The sequence below is a fragment of the Cytobacillus spongiae genome (assembly GCF_021390075.1).
The window spans coordinates 3013618-3030826 of the sequence record NZ_CP089997.1; the positions used below are offsets into that span (position 1 = coordinate 3013618).

Consider the following 17209-nt stretch of genomic DNA (forward strand, 5'->3'; position numbering starts at 1 on the left):
CTTCTTATGCATTTTCGTGTATAGCCATTTGCCTAGAGGATGAGCATAGCATCACCAAAGCTGAAGAATCGATAACGTTCTGTTACCGCTGTATTGTACGCATGTAATACATATTCTCTCCCTGCAAGAGCACTTACAAGCATAATTAATGTAGACTTAGGAAGATGGAAATTCGTAATCATCCCATCAATTGCTTTGAATGGGTAACCTGGATAAATAAAAATATCCGTCCAGCCACTTCCTGCCTCAAAATGACCATCATTAGCTGTTGCAATCGTTTCTAGGGTTCTTGTTGAGGTTGTTCCAACGGTGATTATTCGACCGCCTTGCTCTTTTACCTCATTTAACAAGCGAGCCGTTCCCTCAGATACTTGATAAAATTCAGAATGCATATCATGCTCATGAATATCCTCAACACTAACAGGTCGAAAAGTTCCTAAGCCTACATGGAGGGTGATAAAAGCGATATGGATACCCATTTCCTCTAATTCCACTAGTAACTCTTCAGTAAAATGCAAGCCGGCAGTTGGGGCAGCAGCTGAGCCACGCTCTTTCGCAAAAACCGTTTGGTAGCGATCCTGGTCATCTAGCTGCTCTTTAATATAAGGTGGTAACGGCATTTCTCCTAGCTGATCCAATACCTCGTAGAAAATACCTTCATATTGAAATTGAAGCAATCGTCCTCCTTGGTCAGAGCTACCTACGCATACTGCTGTTAATAGACCTTCACCAAAGACAATCTTCGTGCCTTCCTTCACACGTTTAGCTGGCTTCACCAAGGTTTCCCATGTGTCACCCTCTTCTTGTTTAAGTAAAAGCACCTCTATCTTAGCTCCTGTATCTTCCTTATGACCATACAAACGCGCTGGTAACACTCTCGTATCATTTAAGACCAGACAGTCTCCAGGCTGTAGGTATTGTTTGATATTCTTAAAAATATCATGGGATAACTCTCCTGTCTCTCTGTCTAACACCATCAGCTTACTATGTGTACGCTGCTCGAGCGGAGTTTGAGCGATTAACTCTTCTGGTAAATGGAAATCAAATAAATCTACTTTCATGTTGTCACCCTATCTATATATTGCTAATGACTAGCGAAATTTTCCAATTTAATAAAAAATCACGGACAAAACGACACTTAAAACAATAGATGTTACGATTGGAAAATAGAAGGTAGCGTTTCCTTTTCGAACGATTATATCACCTGGTAGTTTCCCAATATCGATAAATTTCATTAAAAAACCGATGATAAAAATCACTCCACCTACAATCATGAGGAGCTTTGGAATCTCACTCACTCAGATGGCACCTCCATTTGAAAGTGTCTATAAACTAGGTTGGTTACAATTCTTCCTCTCGGAGTACGTTGCAGGAAGCCGATTTGTAATAAGTATGGTTCATACACATCTTCAATCGTTAACGCTTCTTCTCCAATTGTGGCAGCAATTGTTTCGAGACCTACTGGTCCTCCGCGGAATTTTTCAATAATCCCTCTTAATAATTTATGGTCAATATGATCTAGTCCTAAACGGTCTACTTGCAAAAGCTCTAATGCTTCAATAGCAAGTGCTTCATCAATTACTCCATTCCCGCGAACTTGAGCAAAGTCTCTAACCCTTCTTAATAGCCGATTCGCTATTCTCGGTGTCCCTCTAGACCTTCTAGCAATTTCCTCTGCTGCATTCACATCTATAGCTGTTTCAAAAAGCTCAGCCGTACGAATGACAATATCTTTCAGCTGATCTTCACGATAATATTCTAGACGACTTAACACTCCGAAACGATCTCTTAAAGGGGCTGACAGAGAGCCTGCACGGGTCGTAGCACCGACTAATGTAAATGGAGGCAAATCCAACCGAACGGACCTTGCACTTGAACCTTTTCCTATCACAATATCTAGACAGAAATCCTCCATCGCTGGATATAATACCTCTTCAATCGCTCGAGGTAACCGGTGGATTTCATCAATAAATAGTACATCCCCAGGCTCTAGAGCTGTTAAAATGGCTGCTAGATCCCCTGGGCGCTCAATTGCAGGACCAGCGGTAGTTCGAATATTAACGCCCATTTCATTAGCAATAATAGTAGCTAGGGTTGTTTTCCCTAAACCAGGTGGACCATATAGTAGTACATGATCTAATGTTTCTTGCCGAAGCCTCGCAGCTTCAATAAAAATTTTCAAATTCTCTTTTACTTGATCTTGCCCAATATATTGCTGAAGGAATTGTGGGCGCAAGCTTTGTTCTAAGGACAGCTCCTGCACATCTGCCTCGCTTGAAATAATTCGATCTTCCATCACTTTCACCCCTTTACAATTGAAATACCCATTACAAAATTAACTTATGTACGATATGTAACTAGAGCCTTATTTAAGTAGCTTTTGCAAAGCCTTTTTAATATATTGATCTGTCGTAAGCTTTTCTTTCATCAGCTCTGGTATGATTTTTTTAATTTCTCTTTCTGAATAACCTAATGCCTTTAATGCCAAAGTAGCTTCCTCAAGATCATGATTATCACTTTCCTCATGCGCTCCTTTTTCAGGATGAAAAAGATTTGGAAAGAAATCGGGTACAAGATCTTGAAGCTTTCCTTTTAAATCAAGGATCATCTGTCGAGCTGTTTTCTTTCCGACACCAGGAAATTTAACTAAGAAGGCTTCATCTTCATTTTCAATTGCCTGAACAACCTGTTCTGGATTCCCTGAAGCCAAAATAGCCAGTGCACCTTTTGGACCGATTCCAGATACATTTAATAGTTTCGTAAACAGGGTTTTTTCTTCCCTCGAATGAAACCCATAAAGGGCCATCGCATCTTCACGTACATAATGATATGTATATATATGAATATCCTGTTGATAATCTTTAGAATAGATGAAAGGATTCGGTGTTAAGATCTGATAGCCAATCCCATTATTTTCAATAGCTATGTATTCAGGACCAACAAAGTACACCTTACCTTTTATAAAATCATACAAGACTTTTCTCTCCTTTAATTTTCTGTACCTCATTGTATCATACTATTTTTGTAGAGAAGAAGAAAAGTATTGCAATTTTCAATTCGATTTCTATATAATGGTAGAGCATGGCATAAAAATGACTGGGGGTCATAATAATGAAGAAAATTTTCGGATTATTCGTAGCTTTCACACTTGTGCTTTCAATTGTGGGCTGCTCTTCTGCGGACAATAATAAAGAAGAGAATAAAGTTGAAGAAAAAGCTGCTGGACTTACAGAGCAAATTGAGAGCAAAGTCTATAACACCGTGCGTGTTGCAGAGTTAAAAGTAAATGAAGTTTTTCATAAAGCAGTTGCTGCAGATGAAGAAACTCCAATTATTAATCCAAGCTTTGCTGATGAAGCAACAGCTGTAGGTTTTTTATCTACATATTACAGTGAAGAAGTAGCAAAAGAAATCTATAGCCATTATGCTACTGCTGATAAGACAGCTGAAGGACAAATGATTGTAAAAGCTGACACTTATTTCACGCCTTCTTTCTTAGAAACAACTCAAGATAGTGTAACTATTGAAGGTGACGATAAGAAAAGCACTGTAAAGACAGATGGTATTACTTACACTGTAGAATTAAAAGATGAAAAATACATCGTTACAGGTGTAGAAAAATAAGAAAAGCATATTTAAAAGAGGTGATTCCCATCACCTCTTTTTCTATTTTGCCTCTTTCGATTGTTTGGAATAGTTTTTGAACGTTTCAAGCACCTCAACATATCGATCCTTTGTTTTTATCCGGATGCCTTCTTGTAGTTCTTTATGTTTCGTGCTTTCAAGCTTACCAATATCTATTTGAAAAAAAGATTGTATCACATTATAATCCTGTGGTTTTCCATTAAAAATCGTTAATATTCCATCCTCAGTTATTCCGAAATATCCATTTGCTTTTAATAGGGGAGAGATATCATCTACATCTTGGCGGAACACAACATATTTTTGACTGATATCTACTAATTGCCACTGATCATACTTGGCCCAAAACTCTTCCATTGACCATATTTGATCCTTGATCTTTTCTTCACTTATTTCTCCATCTAAATAAGCCCTCTCCAGAATTATTGTCATTTCATGAGGTGTTATTTGTTCCTCATTTCCATTAGCTGCTACACTATTTGCTCCATGATCATTTCCAAATAGAAATGTTGGCTGAATCATTAGGATCATAGCAACAAATATTGTTCCCAACATTACTTTCATAATTGATCACCTCATTTAAAATCGGCTTATGTTAAGATATCCATTCATAGTTTGACCAAATTTTTCATCTTTATCCATTAAGCTATGGTATGTAGTCCTTAATTATCTTCTGAAGCAAACAAAGACTGCTTCAAAGGCCAACTAAATCCCTTTGAAACAGTCTGTAAGATACTAGTCCATATTTCCTTGAAGACCATTTCTTATCGTGCGGAACATATCCTTAATATCTAAGTCAATCTGTTCCCTAGGTCCACCATCTCTTAAGTCGTTATCAATGTTTCGAATACGGCTAAATGTACCTTCATCAGTTACAACAGTCGTTGACCGGCCACGTAGATATGGCTTAACTGCTTGGCTTATTTCTTCCTTTGTTTCTTCATCCTTCGAATAATCGGTCAAGTCTACAGCAATGAGAACATTACTGCCATATACAACAGAGCGAACATCTTCAACATTTTCTACACTGGCTGTTACATCGCCTATTTTTTCTGCTAATTCACCTTCATAGGCCGTGTAATAGGAGTTTTTAGCTTTTCTTGTTTGATCGTCAAGATGCCCATGATAATTGGCATCACTGTGACTGAACCGGTTATCTCTTTCAAAGAAGCTTTTATCATAATTAGCCAATGGCTTATTTGGGTTTTCTGTTTTTCCTGCTTGCTTTCTCATCCATTCACTCTCAGAGCCTATCGTATGATCATAGAACTCTTTGTAAGGTCCATCCTTTTCATCAAGGACTCGCGCATTTCCACCATTGTTCATATCATCATTTGAATAGTATCCTATCGGCTGACCCACATCATTGAGTCGATCTTGTCTAGCTGTTTCATCGTTGTTTCCACAACCCACTAAACCCATTGATAAGATGGCTGTAACTGATGCAATCAAGTATTTTTTATGCAAGCGAAAACCCCCTTCGCAAGAATAAAGAGCATGTGATGCTCCTTAATAGCTTGTGAGCAAAAGGGGGATTTCATACGAGTTATGATGACCAAATAAAGGGAGCAAACTAATTTACCCTTTCTTTTAATTCATTTACGAAATTTTGCCTTTGAGAAAACTGCCTAACAGTCAAGTCTAATACTTGCCGGATTTTATAAGTATCCATATATGATTTTTCTCGAATAATTCGATTCCATTCGCGAAAAATATCAGTTGGAAAAGCTAATGCATAAAGAAAAGCCCTCTCATTTAAAAAGGGGTCGAGTTCTTTATACGTAGCTAATTCATCAAAAGACCACATCATAAATGGTAATATCCGATTAGAGTATTGGAGATAATCTGAATAGGTGGGGCCAATACTAATTAGATCAAAATCAAGTAAATATAGGTCTTGGTTTAGCTGATTTCTTAGAAAATTATGGTGGGCTACGTCTCCGTGTAAGATGACGGAAGGACCACTAACGAAAAAATCCTTTTCTTCCTCCATCCCCTTTAACGCCCAATCCGCCCAGTTTAGAAGCTCATTTATTATTTCTTTTTGAACGAAAAATTTAATCAAATGGAGATTAGTTAAAAATGTAGCGGTCCGTTCCTGCCATTTTTCCATTATTTTAAACTTAGCTATTAACGTACGGTAACGAGTGACAAAGGTTTCTGTCGAATGATGGTACTCCTTTAATAGTTCTAACCCTTCTTTTCGGTCATCACGATTTTTAAATGTAAAAGAATCCTCAGAAGGAGGAATATAGGATAAGCATCCGTAATATACTTGATTCCAATATAAAGGTGGGTCATCTGTTAGTTGTAGAAATTGATATGTTTGATGAAATCCTACATTATATAACGACGATGTAAAGGTTTCTTGAAGCTTTAAGCGGTGATACGAAGAAAACCCTTTAAGAATAAAATCAAACTCTTCTCCTTTTACTAAAAATACATGATTACGTAAAGGTACTATTTCTTCAATTTCTTGTGTAACCTCTTTTCTTAGATAAGAGAGGAGACGATTATGAGCATAATCGTCTCCTCCATTGTTAACCTTCATATTCACTACTTTCATCTTCAAAGCGTGGCATTCCAAATGCACTTCCTGGCATTTGACCATACCCATAAGGATTCATATATGGAGGTTGAGCAAAATTCATTTGTTGACCATATGGAGCAGGGAAGCCTTGGGCCATTCCTGGTCCGTACGCTCCATGCCCGTAGCCAGGTCCCATTTGCTGAGCACCTCCACCACAGCCGCAGTCATTTTCCATTCCTTGAACTGCTTGTGGTTGCATTTGCTGTGGCATGAATGGCAGCTGATGACCACTCATCTCTGGTGACTCATATCCTTCCATCGCACCTTGAACCTGAGGCATCATCCCTTGTTGCGGATTTGGATACCCAAAAGGCATTTGGTGTGGCATTTGGTGTGGCATTTGGTGTGGCATTTGGTGTGGCATTTGGTGTGGCATTTGCCCATATGGAGCTACAGCTGGCTGTTCACACCATTCACCTAGCCCTGATCCTGGTAATACAGGGGAAATTGGGACCATATGCTGTGGGTATCCGTATGGTGATTGTGCGCCCATTACTGCATTTGGCTGCATAAATGGCATTTGCGGTGCTTGATCCTGCGCCCCCATTACTGCTCCTGGTTGCATAAATGGCATTTGCGGTGCGTGATCCTGCGCTCCCATTACTGCTCCTGGTTGCATAAACGGCATTTGTGGTGCTTGATCCTGTGCTCCCATTACCGCTCCTGGCTGCATAAACGGCATTTGTGGCATAAAGGACGATGATTCATCATGATAATGTTGACCCTGCATATAGCTTGGGCTCTCAACCCCTGGCATCATTCCGTGATGGCCTGGCATTTGCGGCGCTTGTTGGTAAGGCATAGAGAAAGCACCTTGTACTTGAGAGTGTGGATATCCTCCATAAGCTTGAGCTGGATAATTTAAGCCAGATCCTGGTAATACAGGTGAGATTGGGTAACAATGGTGTGGATACATAGGTTGATAACCTCCTTGATGTATAGGCATTTCAATTGATTCCGTCGATTCGGGACTTTCCTCCATTGGTTTTACCTGTGGAAGAATGTTTGCTGGTTTGGGTGGTAATTGTGGCTGTTGCTTAGGCAATTGCTGCTGTGGTTGTTGTTTTGGTGGTAATTGAGACGGTTGCTTTACTGGCTGTTTTACTGGCTGTTTTGGTGGTGCAGGTTGCTGTGGTACAGATAGATTAGCCATATTCATTAAATAGTAATTATTAATATCGATTTCTGGCATAACTGGTTTTGGCATCTTTGGTGTGTATGGTTTTTTCGGTGTTACTGCCTTTGGCTGTTCCACTGGCTTTGGTGCTTCTACTTTAGGTAATTCCTTTGGTGCTTTTTCGACAGGCATGGTTTGCGGCTTTTCCTTAGCAAACGGATGCTCTGCTTTTGGCATCTCTTTCTTAATAGGAGCTTCTTTCTTTATAGACCCTCCAGTTGTAGGTACCTTAATTTTCATTCCAGGCATGATCATGTCTGGGTTGCTAAGTTGGGAATTTAACATCTTTAACTCTTCAAAGTTAACGCCATATTTCTTGGCGATTTTCCAAAGAGTATCCCCTTTCTGTACGATATGGATTTTCACTCTGCTTTCCCTCCTATGCATAAGGTGAAACTTAATTCAGCAAATGCATTTTTTATTTGCTGATGTTCTCTCAACTAGGCATAACGCGGGCAGTACCTCCTCATTTTTCTACCATTCACCATGTATTGTAAGGGGAAAATGATTGCCCGCTAATTTGCATAATTCCATACATTGTATGAAAAGATGGGCAAATTGCTAACAATCTACACAAAAACTTATGCTTTTTTTAAAAGAATTATGAATCCTAATTGAGATTTCTGCTCTAAATATACCGCCATGTAGAGGTTTTCATAAAAAAATCCTTCCATTAGAAAAGTCACAGAAAAGTCTTTAAAGGGATGGCTCTAATAAGTTGGACAGATGAACACAAATATAGGTTGTTTTGCTTTCCAGCGTTAAGTAAGCCTTTTCTGTGATTAAAGCGCTTCCGTCATTTGCCCCGTTAATCGAACAGGAACCTACGCACCTTCCGTTCCCATTCACCTTGTGCAACTAATCCAAGATGCGACTTGGAGCCATGGGCAATTTTACTGACCCATAAAAAGAGAATTCTAAAATGAGCGGTACAAAAATAGAAGCAAAAAGAAACAAAAAAAATAGAAAAAGAACCGATTCCATTCTCTGAATGGAATCGGTTCTTTCGTCTGGATTTTCTTGAGATCCTAAAAAAACAGCAGCTTCGGTTGCCTCAATGTTAAAAGAGGGATCTTTTGTTCTTTTATTATTTGGCTATTTTCTAAAAGGGTGTTGTTTTATACTAAGTAAGATAACTATCGTCATACCAAGGTTTAAATTTTGGAGCGGAAGAATGTGCCACGCCTGCTGGAACTTTAGGACTGGTGAGACACCACCGACGATTCCGAGGATACTCACCGCACGCCTCCCGGCAAGGGAGTATCCTGGAGAGGAAAACTGCCCTTGTTTCAAAACAACCATGTATACGAAAACAGCCTATTATCTTGATAGATTCAGCATTCTTTGTAGTGCGAGCTTTGCATTTTCAGCTACTGGTTGCTCTACTTGAATGATGTTGTGGTTGTCTCCATCTTCAAGAGACTCTAAGCACCAAGCTAAATGAGGCAAATCAATTCGATTCATTGTTAGACACGGGCACATATGGGGGTTTAACGAAACAACATGCTTGTCTGGATGATTATTGATAATTCTTTTGACTAAATTCATCTCTGTGCCAATTGCCCAAGCTGTGCCGCTTTCAGCATGTTCAATCGCCTGAATGATAAAGCTTGTTGACCCAGCTAAATCGGAAAGAGCTACCACTTCTCTACGGCATTCTGGGTGGACAATAATTTTCATCTCTGGATCATGTTCTCTCATATACTGAATATTATCTACCGTAAAATTTTCATGAACTGAGCAATGCCCCTTCCAAAGAATTACCTTCGCCTTTTCTATTGGTCCATCATATTCTAACTTTTGGTCGATTGGATTCCAAACAGCCATCTCATCAAGACCAATTCCTAGATTGTATGCTGTATTTCGACCAAGATGTTGATCTGGAAGAAAGACAATTCTTTCTTTTTGCAGAAATGCCCATTTCACCATTTCCTCTGCATTCGATGAGGTTACTGTTGCCCCTCCATTCTCCCCAACAAATGATTTGATCGCTGCTGTCGAATTGACATAGGTTAACGGAATAATAGTGTCTCCAAATAGCTTAGTCAATTCCTCCCAAGCTCGTTCTGTTTGATAAATATCCGCCATATCTGCCATTGAACAGCCTGCACGCATATCAGGTAAAAAGACTTTTTGATGTGGAGCTGTTAATATATCTGCCGTTTCAGCCATAAAATGCACGCCACAAAAAACGATAAATTCCGCATCAATATTTTCTTCTGATAGCTGGGCAAGCTTTAATGAATCACCTGTTGCGTCCGCAAACTGAATCACTTCATCTTTTTGATAATGATGACCAGGAATAAATAGTTTTCTTCCTAATCTCTGTTTAATGGACCTTACTATTTCCTCAAGCTCTTTGATCGACATATTTTTATACTTGTCAGGTATTCCATTCATTTTCTCTACCGTTTCAAATAGATTCATTCCCTTGTATCCCCCTTCTATTCTTCATGATTCAACCCATTACAACCCTTTGAGCTTTTCGTTGAAAACTTTCACACTAATATCTAAAGCTTTTGCTGAATGCGTTAAAAAGCCTAATGAAATACAGTCAACTCCCGTCAATCCATATTCATGAATGTTCTCTAACGTGATCCCACCTGACGCTTCTGTAGTAAATCCCTCAGGTACGAATGGGAGCCATTCATTAATTTCAGTAGGCTTTCTGTTATCGAACATGATTACATCTACATTCGCTTTAATTGCCTCAAACATCTGCTCTTTCGTCTCGACTTCTACCTCCACTTTCACCATATGTCCTAGTTCTGCTTTCACCTTTGCGACTGCAGCTTCAATTGAACCTGCAAAGGAAATATGATTATCCTTAATCATAACTGCATCATATAAGCCGAATCGATGATTATAGCCACCTCCACAGCGAACCGCATACTTCTCGAGCATCCTAAGCCCAGGAGTCGTCTTTCTTGTATCAACAATTTTCACTATTGAATCGCCTAGCTTTCGAACGGCCTCATTCGTAATAGTCGCGATCCCACTCATTCGTTGGACAAGGTTTAAAACGACGCGCTCTCCTTTAAGCAAATTAGCGATATGACCTGTTACTTTGGCAAGCTGCTGTCCTCTAGAGACGATTTCTCCATCATGAACATAAAGGACGACATCTGAATCTTCATCTAATACACGAAAACCTGTACGAATCACTTCTTCACCAGAGAATACTCCTGCTTCTTTTGCAATAAAGACGATTTCACCTCGTTCCTTCTCTCCGAAAATAAGCTCACTTGTAACATCTCTTTCACCTATATCCTCTATAAAGAATTGCTCAAGTTGCAAACGCAGCTTCAATTTGTTCATTTTGCTCAACCTCAATTCCCATTTGTCTATGGATGATTCTTTTACCGAGCCAATTAGCATCATCCTCGAATGGATAATCCGTTCGATAGTGCCCACCACGACTTTCCGTTCGTTTTAATGCGGACGTCGTCATTAACCATGAGGTAATAACCATGTATAGACGATTAATATCTCCTATTGATACCCCATCCAAGTCAGTGGTCTTCCATTGACTATAGCCAAATTTTTCTAACCATTCCTTCTGTTTTCTTAGCCCCTTCTCTTGACGAACAATCCCTACATTTTCCATCATTGAACATTGAATCTGTTCGATGGTTGGTAAAGTTGAAATTATATCGTTGACAATCCCTTTTGAAAAATTTGAAGGGAGTACGGTAGGTTTACGATTCATACTTTCGATTCGCTCTGCTAGCCTTGCACCTAAATAAAGTCCTTCTAATAGCGAGTTACTTGCTAACCGATTCGCACCATGAATTCCTGTCGATGCAACTTCCCCAATTGCATACAGTTGTTGAATATTCGTTCTTCCATAGGAATCAACCCTAATCCCTCCCATTAAAAAATGACTCCCTGGTACGACAGGAAGTTTTCCGGAGCTCAGGTCCATTCCATTCTTCTTACATAGTCCAGTAATCGTTGGAAATCGTTCTGAAAATTGACGAATCATTGAAATATCTAAATAAACGATTTTCCCATTTTTCAGATAGTCATATATCGTCTGCGAAACAATATGTCTTGGTGCTAAGTCTTTAAGTGGATGAATCCCTTCCATAATGGGAGTCTCATCTTCCGTTATTAGTATAGCTCCTTCCCCTCGAACCGCTTCGGACACTAATCCACAGCCATTACCATTCTTGGATAGTAAGGTTGGATGAAACTGTATAAACTCCATGTCCGTTATCTCCGCTCCAGCTCGATAAGCAAGGGCAATACCATCTCCTGTAACGGTTCTAGCGTTAGAAGTAAAGTTAAATAGTTGACCCGCTCCACCTGTTGCTAAAACAATATGATCCGCATAAAAGTTCTGTATTACTCCGTCTTGATTTTTCGCCTTTACGCCATAACAATAATTGTAAAGTGGGTCGACAAGTAATTCATAAACAAACATATTCTCCAGAACGTGAATATTATCACTTAGTGATTCAGAGAAATAATCAATTATTTTCCTACCTGTTCCATCTCCTCCGCTATGGACAATCCGCTTCTCACTATGAGCACCTTCCATCCCCAGCTGAAGAGAACCACTATGATCTTGATCAAATAGACATCCGTCTTCCCTTAACTTTTTTATTAGAACTGGGGCAGCTTTTGTCATTTCAAGCACTTGTTCCCGATTATTATGGTTTCGGCCAGCTTCTATCGTATCTATATAATGCTTTATTGGGCTATCCTGCTTACCTATTGCTGCAGCAATGCCTCCTTGAGCCAAATAAGAATTATTGTCTTTGAGTGTTGACTTTGTGAGAATTATCACATTTGTATGACAGTGAAGTCGCTTTGCTAATTGTAGAGCTGCCATACCACTTCCAATAATTAACACATTTGTGTTATTCATGGTTCTATACCCTCCTGGTTAACAGGTGTCTTGACACTTATATTTACATAGTTTTAAACTAATAACAAGTATTTTTTCAGACTGAAAGATTGGAAGTAGGGGAGAGAAATGAAATATTTTGATTTTGCAGCGACTTGCCCTCTTGATCAAGAGGCCGCTGCAGCATATGTGAAAGCAGCTACTGAATTTTTCGGTAATTCACAAAGTCTACATGATATTGGCGGTAATGCAGCTAGTTTGCTTGAACACTGTCGCCTTACACTCGCAAAGCTACTTGGTGTTTATTCAGAGGGAATCTATTTTACAAGCGGTGGCTCAGAGAGTAATTTCCTCACGCTTCAAAATCTATTATCCCTTCGGCAAAAAAGCGGGAATCATATCATTAGTAGCATGGCTGAGCATACCTCCATACACAGCACGATCGAACTATTAAAACAAAATGGATACAAGGTCACCCTTCTCCCCTTGAATAAAGAGGGAGAAATCAATGTAAGCCAGTTATTAGAAGTGATTCAAGAAGATACCGTGCTAATTTCTATTCAGCATTGTAACTCTGAAATCGGAACCATACAGCCTCTCTTAGAAATTAGAGATATTTGCAATAGAGAAGGTATCCTCCTTCATAGCGATTTAGTTCAATCGTTTGGGAAACTCGATATCAAAGAAGTGAGCTCAGTAGTCGATAGTTTTTCGCTTTCGGCACATAAGATTTATGGACCAAAAGGCGTTGGAATAGCCTACTTAAATCCTAAGAATGGCTGGAAAAGTTATTATCCCAGCACTACACATGAAAAGGGCTTTCGTCCAGGAACGATCGATGTACCAGGGATTGTCGCCATGACCATAGCTGCTGAAAAAGCCATCTCTCACCTTAATAAGCATACCGAGCATTATCAAATGCTACGGAATCTATTTTTAGAACAGTTAAAGCCTCAAAATGAAAAATTCATTATATACGGTACGAACGACCCTTTTAAACAGAATTTATCTATAGTTGGACTTCGGATAAAGGGAATCGAAGGGCAATGGGTCATGCTTGAATGCAATCGAAAAGGATATGCGATTTCTACTGGAAGCGCCTGTCAGGTTGGCTCGATGAACCCTTCTAAAACGATGGTAGCCCTTGGTGTATATGAAAAGGAAGCGAAGGAATTTATTCGAGTTTCTTTTGGAAGAGATACATCGAAAGAAGATGTCGTCGGTCTCGCACAAACCCTCTTGGAATTAGCTAGTTCTTCTTAAATTCTTTTTTTCGTGTTAACATGGATAAATATAGGTTGTAAGGAGAGTCATTCATGTCAAATCAAAAGAAGGTTCTTGGAGAGGAAAGACGGACACTTATTCTAGAGTTATTAAAAAGTAGTTTGGAACCGATTACTGGTGCTGATCTAGCCTCGAAAACAAATGTAAGTAGACAAGTCATTGTCGGAGATATCACTCTTTTAAAAGCTAAAAACGAACCAATTATAGCCACGAGCCAGGGATATATGTATTTAAGCCATAATCCACTAGCAGCCTTTGAGCGGACAGTAGCCTGCCATCATTCACCTGACCGAACTGAAGAGGAGTTAAACCTCCTTGTTGATCTGGGGGTAACGGTAAAAGATGTAAAAATTGAACACCCAGTCTACGGTGACTTAACCGCCTCTATCATGGTGTCAAACCGTAAGGAAGTCCAACTATTTATCTCAAAAGTAAACTCAACAAATGCCTCTTACCTTTCTGAATTAACAGACGGAACCCATCTTCATACCCTTTCAGCCTCCTCTGAGAAGGTTTTGGATGAAGCTGTAGAAGCATTAAAAAAAGAACGGTTCTTAATTGATGTATCTTTTTAACGGAAAAAAGGGCGAGAGAATGTCCCCTTCAGACTGAAGCTAAGCTCAATTCGAGTTTGCCTTCAGTTTTTTTGTTTTAAGACATATGATACGAATACGAAAAATAATATGGTGAGATTTCCTCTAAATGACATTAAGAAGGAGCAGGACATTAAATGTTCTTCCAGTTCGTTTCAATGGATTGTATGTAGACCCAAGTATTAGAATGTCACACTTGGTGATTGGAGCGGAAGGCGCTTGACTCCTGGGGGATTTGCGTGACAGCCAAGACCCCACAGGACGAAGGACGAGGAGGCTTGGCGCACGCCCCCCGGAAAGCAAGCGCCTGCAGCGGAAATCGAACTAGTACGTGATTTGTAACCCGATAAATTGACATTAAAAGTAGCAGGACATTAAATGTTCTTCCAGTTCGTTTCAATGGATTGTATGTAGACCCAAGTATTAGAATGTCACACTTGGTGATTGGAGCGGAAGGCGCCTGACTCCTGGGGGATTTGCGTGACAGCCAAGACCCCACAGGACGAAGGACGAGGAGGCTTGGCGCGCGCCCCCGGAAAGCAAGCGCCTGGAGCGGAAATCAAACTAGTACGTGTTTTGTAACTCGATAAATTGACATTAAAAGTAGCGGGGCATTAAATTTCCATCCAGTTCGTTTCAATGGATTGTATGTAGACCCAAGTATTAGAAAGTCAACCTTGGTGATTGGAGCGGAAGGCGCTTGACTCCTGGGGGATTTGCGTGACAGCCAAGACCCCACAGGACGAAGGACGAGGAGGCTTGGCGCACGCCCCCCGGAAAGCAAGCGCCTGCAGCGGAAATCGAACTAGTACGTGTTCAACGACTGGAGTCGACACTCTATTGGAGCGAATAAATGAATTCCTAATCTTCTTAACCGATTTGAAAGCATGGGTAGGAGCCTAATATCTTTACGCGGCAATCTAAAGCTTCAAGTTCCGCCGCTACCCCAGGCAATAATACGTCATCCATTTTCATATCTACATCGATAATAAAGAAATAATTCCCTAGCCCTGTCTTCATTGGGCGAGATTCAATTTTCGATAAATTGAGCTTCCTCCAAGAAAAGGCTGAAAGCACTTGATGAAGAGCTCCCGCACGGTCAGATGGAAGCATAACTAGTACCGTCGTTTTATATCCTTTGGGTGGGTGGGAATGAACAGGTACTTCGACAGGAGACCTTGCTAGGATGACAAACCGGGTGTGATTAAAGTGAAAATCATGAATATCCTGTTGCACAATCGCTAACCCATACTCTTCTGCTGCTAGTTTATTCGCAATTGCTGCAATTTTCTTCTTTGGATGACTTTGTACCCAATGAGCGGCAGCAGCAGTCGATGTTGTTGTTTCCCACGGGATACCTTTTAACTCTTTATGTAAAAATTTATGGCATTGAGCAATAGCATGTGAGTGGCTATAGACAGTGTCGATTCTTTTCCAATCTTCTTTGTGATTTGGATGCACCATTAAGTGCTGCTGAATGGGTGCAGTGATTTCTCCGACTATCGGCAAATCTACCTCATGAATTAAATAATCTAGCGTAATATTGACAGATCCTTCTAATGCATTTTCAACTGGCACAACAGCAAGATCCACTTGATGATCAATAATGGCATCCATACAATCTGGAATGGTTAAAAAAGGTACCGCCTTCAAATTCGCAAATATTTCTCTCACAGCTAAATCAGTAAATGTTGCTTTGGGTCCTAGATATCCAACCTTCAAAACCTTTCCCCCTTATGTATTAATCCCTCATTTTCTCTTTCGAAGGAATTCATCTATAGTAAAAAATAGAATCGAGCAGATAATGGCTGGCAATGCTATGCCAACTTCAAAAAAATACGTAAGTAAACCAAAACCAAAATGGATGAAACCAGATGTTACAATGCGATATCGCCTAGGTAGCTTTCGGGTAAGTAATTCAGCTACCATAGATACAGGAAAACCATATAAAAAATTTCCAATTAAGCTAACAATTAAGATGAATAAATACCCAATTATATAGTCCTCATTAAAGGTTTGATCAGCGAAGGCCGCGGGCATCGAGAAGGTCATTAAGCCTGTAGTAAACAGTAGTGAGGTGTAAAGAGCCGCTTGAACTTTTCGCCAAATAGCTCCATATTGGAAGATGAAAGTATTAATTGTTGGAGAAAAAAAATGATCGTTAACACAACCATCATTACCTTTAATGCTAGAGGCGTAGTGGAAACAAAAATTATAGTGAAAAGGACCATCGAAACAAATAGATAAAGTATTTTCAACTACAAGGCTCCCCTTGATAGGCATTGTTAAAAAGATAGATTTTTCCTTTGATGAACATGGTGTTAGCTCGTAAATGTGAGCGAACGCTCCTTTTCTGAGCGCTCGCTCCCGTCTGGACTGGTTTCGCTCACTTTTCTTGAATATCGCTCTGAACTAACGAGAAATCGCTCCCATTCGATAACGTTTCGCTCCTTGAACCTCAATTTTCGCTCATAATGAGAATCTTTTAAAGAAATGTTGAGCGGGAATACTTCTTTCCAACTATATTTGTATTTCTTAATGCAACATTATGCTAATTTTTCGTATCAGCTATTTCTTATGATAAAAAAATGGGCTAGGTAGCCGCAATTTTACGCGCCTGATCCTAGCACCTCTACTTTATCTACAAATTCAAGCTTCTTAAGCTTAGACATTAATTCATCAATTTCAATCTCCATCCCACTTGTGTTTAAGGAGAGCGTGACGTTTGCTCTCCCTTGTAATGGTATGGTTTGATGAATAGTTAACACATTGCAACCGGAAGAAGCCACTACGGTTAACAAATGGGAAAGTGTTCCTGAGCGGTCCTCTAAATGAAAAAATAACGTAATTAGTCGCTCTTTAATAACTGTATGAAAAGGGAATACCGTATCACGGTACTTATAAAAAGCACTTCTACTTAAGTCTACCTGGTGAACAGCATCCCAAACAGATTCTGCTTTTCCTCGTTCTATCATTTCTTTTGCTTCTAATGTTTTTTTCATTGCTTCAGGCAGTACATCTTCACGGACTAGATAAAACTTCTTATCTGATTTATCCTGTTTCATATTTCC

The 17209-nt window shown here is 39.7% G+C and carries 16 protein-coding genes; 3 read left to right on the forward strand and 13 right to left on the reverse strand.

The features are described 5' to 3' along the window. Window positions 1–32: 32 nt before the first annotated feature. The 4 genes from queA to ruvA all read right to left on the reverse strand — a co-directional run bounded on the left by queA (window position 33) and on the right by ruvA (window position 2974). On the reverse strand, window positions 33–1061 hold the full coding sequence (gene queA / locus LS684_RS15295; protein WP_233807202.1) for a tRNA preQ1(34) S-adenosylmethionine ribosyltransferase-isomerase QueA: 1029 nt from the start codon (window positions 1059–1061) through the stop codon (window positions 33–35). 48 nt (window positions 1062–1109) lie between these two features. Further along, on the reverse strand, window positions 1110–1298 hold the full coding sequence (locus LS684_RS15300; RefSeq protein WP_233807203.1) for a DUF2905 domain-containing protein: 189 nt from the start codon (window positions 1296–1298) through the stop codon (window positions 1110–1112). Continuing rightward, on the reverse strand, window positions 1295–2296 hold the full coding sequence (ruvB, locus tag LS684_RS15305; protein WP_233807204.1) for a Holliday junction branch migration DNA helicase RuvB: 1002 nt from the start codon (window positions 2294–2296) through the stop codon (window positions 1295–1297). The genes LS684_RS15300 and ruvB overlap by 4 nt, the downstream gene beginning before the upstream one ends. Before the next feature lie 69 nt (window positions 2297–2365). Continuing rightward, the gene (ruvA, locus tag LS684_RS15310) at window positions 2366–2974 is read right to left on the reverse strand and encodes a Holliday junction branch migration protein RuvA (protein WP_233807205.1); all 609 of its coding nucleotides are present in this window, start codon (window positions 2972–2974) and stop codon (window positions 2366–2368) included. Between the two features lie 137 nt (window positions 2975–3111). On the opposite strand from ruvA, the gene LS684_RS15315 reads away from it, so the two are divergent. After that, entirely contained in the window at window positions 3112–3624 is a 513-nt protein-coding gene (locus LS684_RS15315; RefSeq protein ID WP_233807207.1) for an endonuclease, read from the forward strand. Between the two features lie 42 nt (window positions 3625–3666). Here LS684_RS15315 and LS684_RS15320 read toward each other — a convergent pair whose 3' ends face one another. From LS684_RS15320 to nadB, 7 genes are all read right to left on the reverse strand, one after another. After that, complete coding sequence (locus LS684_RS15320; protein WP_233807208.1) at window positions 3667–4206, reverse strand: intercompartmental signaling factor BofC; 540 nt, start codon at window positions 4204–4206, stop codon at window positions 3667–3669. A 171-nt stretch (window positions 4207–4377) separates the two neighbouring features. Then, window positions 4378–5109: a YhcN/YlaJ family sporulation lipoprotein gene (locus LS684_RS15325; protein ID WP_233807210.1), complete on the reverse strand. Its 732-nt coding sequence runs from the start codon at window positions 5107–5109 to the stop codon at window positions 4378–4380. Between the two features lie 106 nt (window positions 5110–5215). After that, window positions 5216–6208 carry a phosphotransferase gene (locus LS684_RS15330; RefSeq protein WP_233811674.1) on the reverse strand — a complete coding sequence of 331 codons (993 nt, stop codon included), beginning with the start codon at window positions 6206–6208 and terminating at the stop codon, window positions 5216–5218. Further along, window positions 6183–7775, reverse strand: a complete 1593-nt coding sequence (safA, locus tag LS684_RS15335) for a SafA/ExsA family spore coat assembly protein (RefSeq protein WP_233807212.1) — start codon at window positions 7773–7775, stop codon at window positions 6183–6185. Before safA ends, LS684_RS15330 begins: the two co-directional genes overlap by 26 nt. Before the next feature lie 954 nt (window positions 7776–8729). After that, complete coding sequence (gene nadA, locus LS684_RS15340; protein ID WP_233807214.1) at window positions 8730–9836, reverse strand: quinolinate synthase NadA; 1107 nt, start codon at window positions 9834–9836, stop codon at window positions 8730–8732. Between the two features lie 39 nt (window positions 9837–9875). Continuing rightward, on the reverse strand, window positions 9876–10727 hold the full coding sequence (gene nadC, locus LS684_RS15345; protein ID WP_233807216.1) for a carboxylating nicotinate-nucleotide diphosphorylase: 852 nt from the start codon (window positions 10725–10727) through the stop codon (window positions 9876–9878). Further along, window positions 10696–12282, reverse strand: a complete 1587-nt coding sequence (nadB, locus tag LS684_RS15350; RefSeq protein WP_233807219.1) for an L-aspartate oxidase — start codon at window positions 12280–12282, stop codon at window positions 10696–10698. Before nadB ends, nadC begins: the two co-directional genes overlap by 32 nt. 108 nt (window positions 12283–12390) lie before the next feature. Here nadB and LS684_RS15355 point away from each other — a divergent pair, with 108 nt between their 5' ends. Both LS684_RS15355 and LS684_RS15360 read left to right on the forward strand, forming a co-directional pair. Then, window positions 12391–13524 carry an IscS subfamily cysteine desulfurase gene (locus LS684_RS15355; protein ID WP_233807221.1) on the forward strand — a complete coding sequence of 378 codons (1134 nt, stop codon included), beginning with the start codon at window positions 12391–12393 and terminating at the stop codon, window positions 13522–13524. Between the two features lie 53 nt (window positions 13525–13577). Then, a complete protein-coding gene (locus LS684_RS15360) occupies window positions 13578–14120 on the forward strand; it encodes a transcription repressor NadR (RefSeq protein ID WP_233807223.1) in 543 nt (180 codons plus the stop codon). Between the two features lie 888 nt (window positions 14121–15008). Here the strand turns inward: LS684_RS15360 and pheA are convergent. Both pheA and LS684_RS15370 read right to left on the reverse strand, forming a co-directional pair. Beyond that, window positions 15009–15860 carry a prephenate dehydratase gene (gene pheA, locus LS684_RS15365; protein ID WP_233807225.1) on the reverse strand — a complete coding sequence of 284 codons (852 nt, stop codon included), beginning with the start codon at window positions 15858–15860 and terminating at the stop codon, window positions 15009–15011. 887 nt (window positions 15861–16747) lie between these two features. Continuing rightward, window positions 16748–17203, reverse strand: coding sequence for an ACT domain-containing protein (locus tag LS684_RS15370; RefSeq protein ID WP_233807227.1), 456 nt, complete (start codon window positions 17201–17203; stop codon window positions 16748–16750). Between the last annotated feature and the right edge of the window lie 6 nt (window positions 17204–17209).

Coding starts and splice junctions, on each gene's coding strand:
- queA (WP_233807202.1), bottom strand. CDS start 1,061: ATGAAAGTAGATTTATTTGATTTCCATTTACCAGAAGAGTTAATCGCT.
- ruvB (WP_233807204.1), bottom strand. CDS start 2,296: ATGGAAGATCGAATTATTTCAAGCGAGGCAGATGTGCAGGAGCTGTCC.
- LS684_RS15315 (WP_233807207.1), top strand. CDS start 3,112: ATGAAGAAAATTTTCGGATTATTCGTAGCTTTCACACTTGTGCTTTCA.
- LS684_RS15320 (WP_233807208.1), bottom strand. CDS start 4,206: ATGAAAGTAATGTTGGGAACAATATTTGTTGCTATGATCCTAATGATT.
- LS684_RS15330 (WP_233811674.1), bottom strand. CDS start 6,208: ATGAAAGTAGTGAATATGAAGGTTAACAATGGAGGAGACGATTATGCT.
- nadA (WP_233807214.1), bottom strand. CDS start 9,836: ATGAATCTATTTGAAACGGTAGAGAAAATGAATGGAATACCTGACAAG.
- nadC (WP_233807216.1), bottom strand. CDS start 10,727: ATGAACAAATTGAAGCTGCGTTTGCAACTTGAGCAATTCTTTATAGAG.
- nadB (WP_233807219.1), bottom strand. CDS start 12,282: ATGAATAACACAAATGTGTTAATTATTGGAAGTGGTATGGCAGCTCTA.
- LS684_RS15355 (WP_233807221.1), top strand. CDS start 12,391: ATGAAATATTTTGATTTTGCAGCGACTTGCCCTCTTGATCAAGAGGCC.
- LS684_RS15360 (WP_233807223.1), top strand. CDS start 13,578: ATGTCAAATCAAAAGAAGGTTCTTGGAGAGGAAAGACGGACACTTATT.
- LS684_RS15370 (WP_233807227.1), bottom strand. CDS start 17,203: ATGAAACAGGATAAATCAGATAAGAAGTTTTATCTAGTCCGTGAAGAT.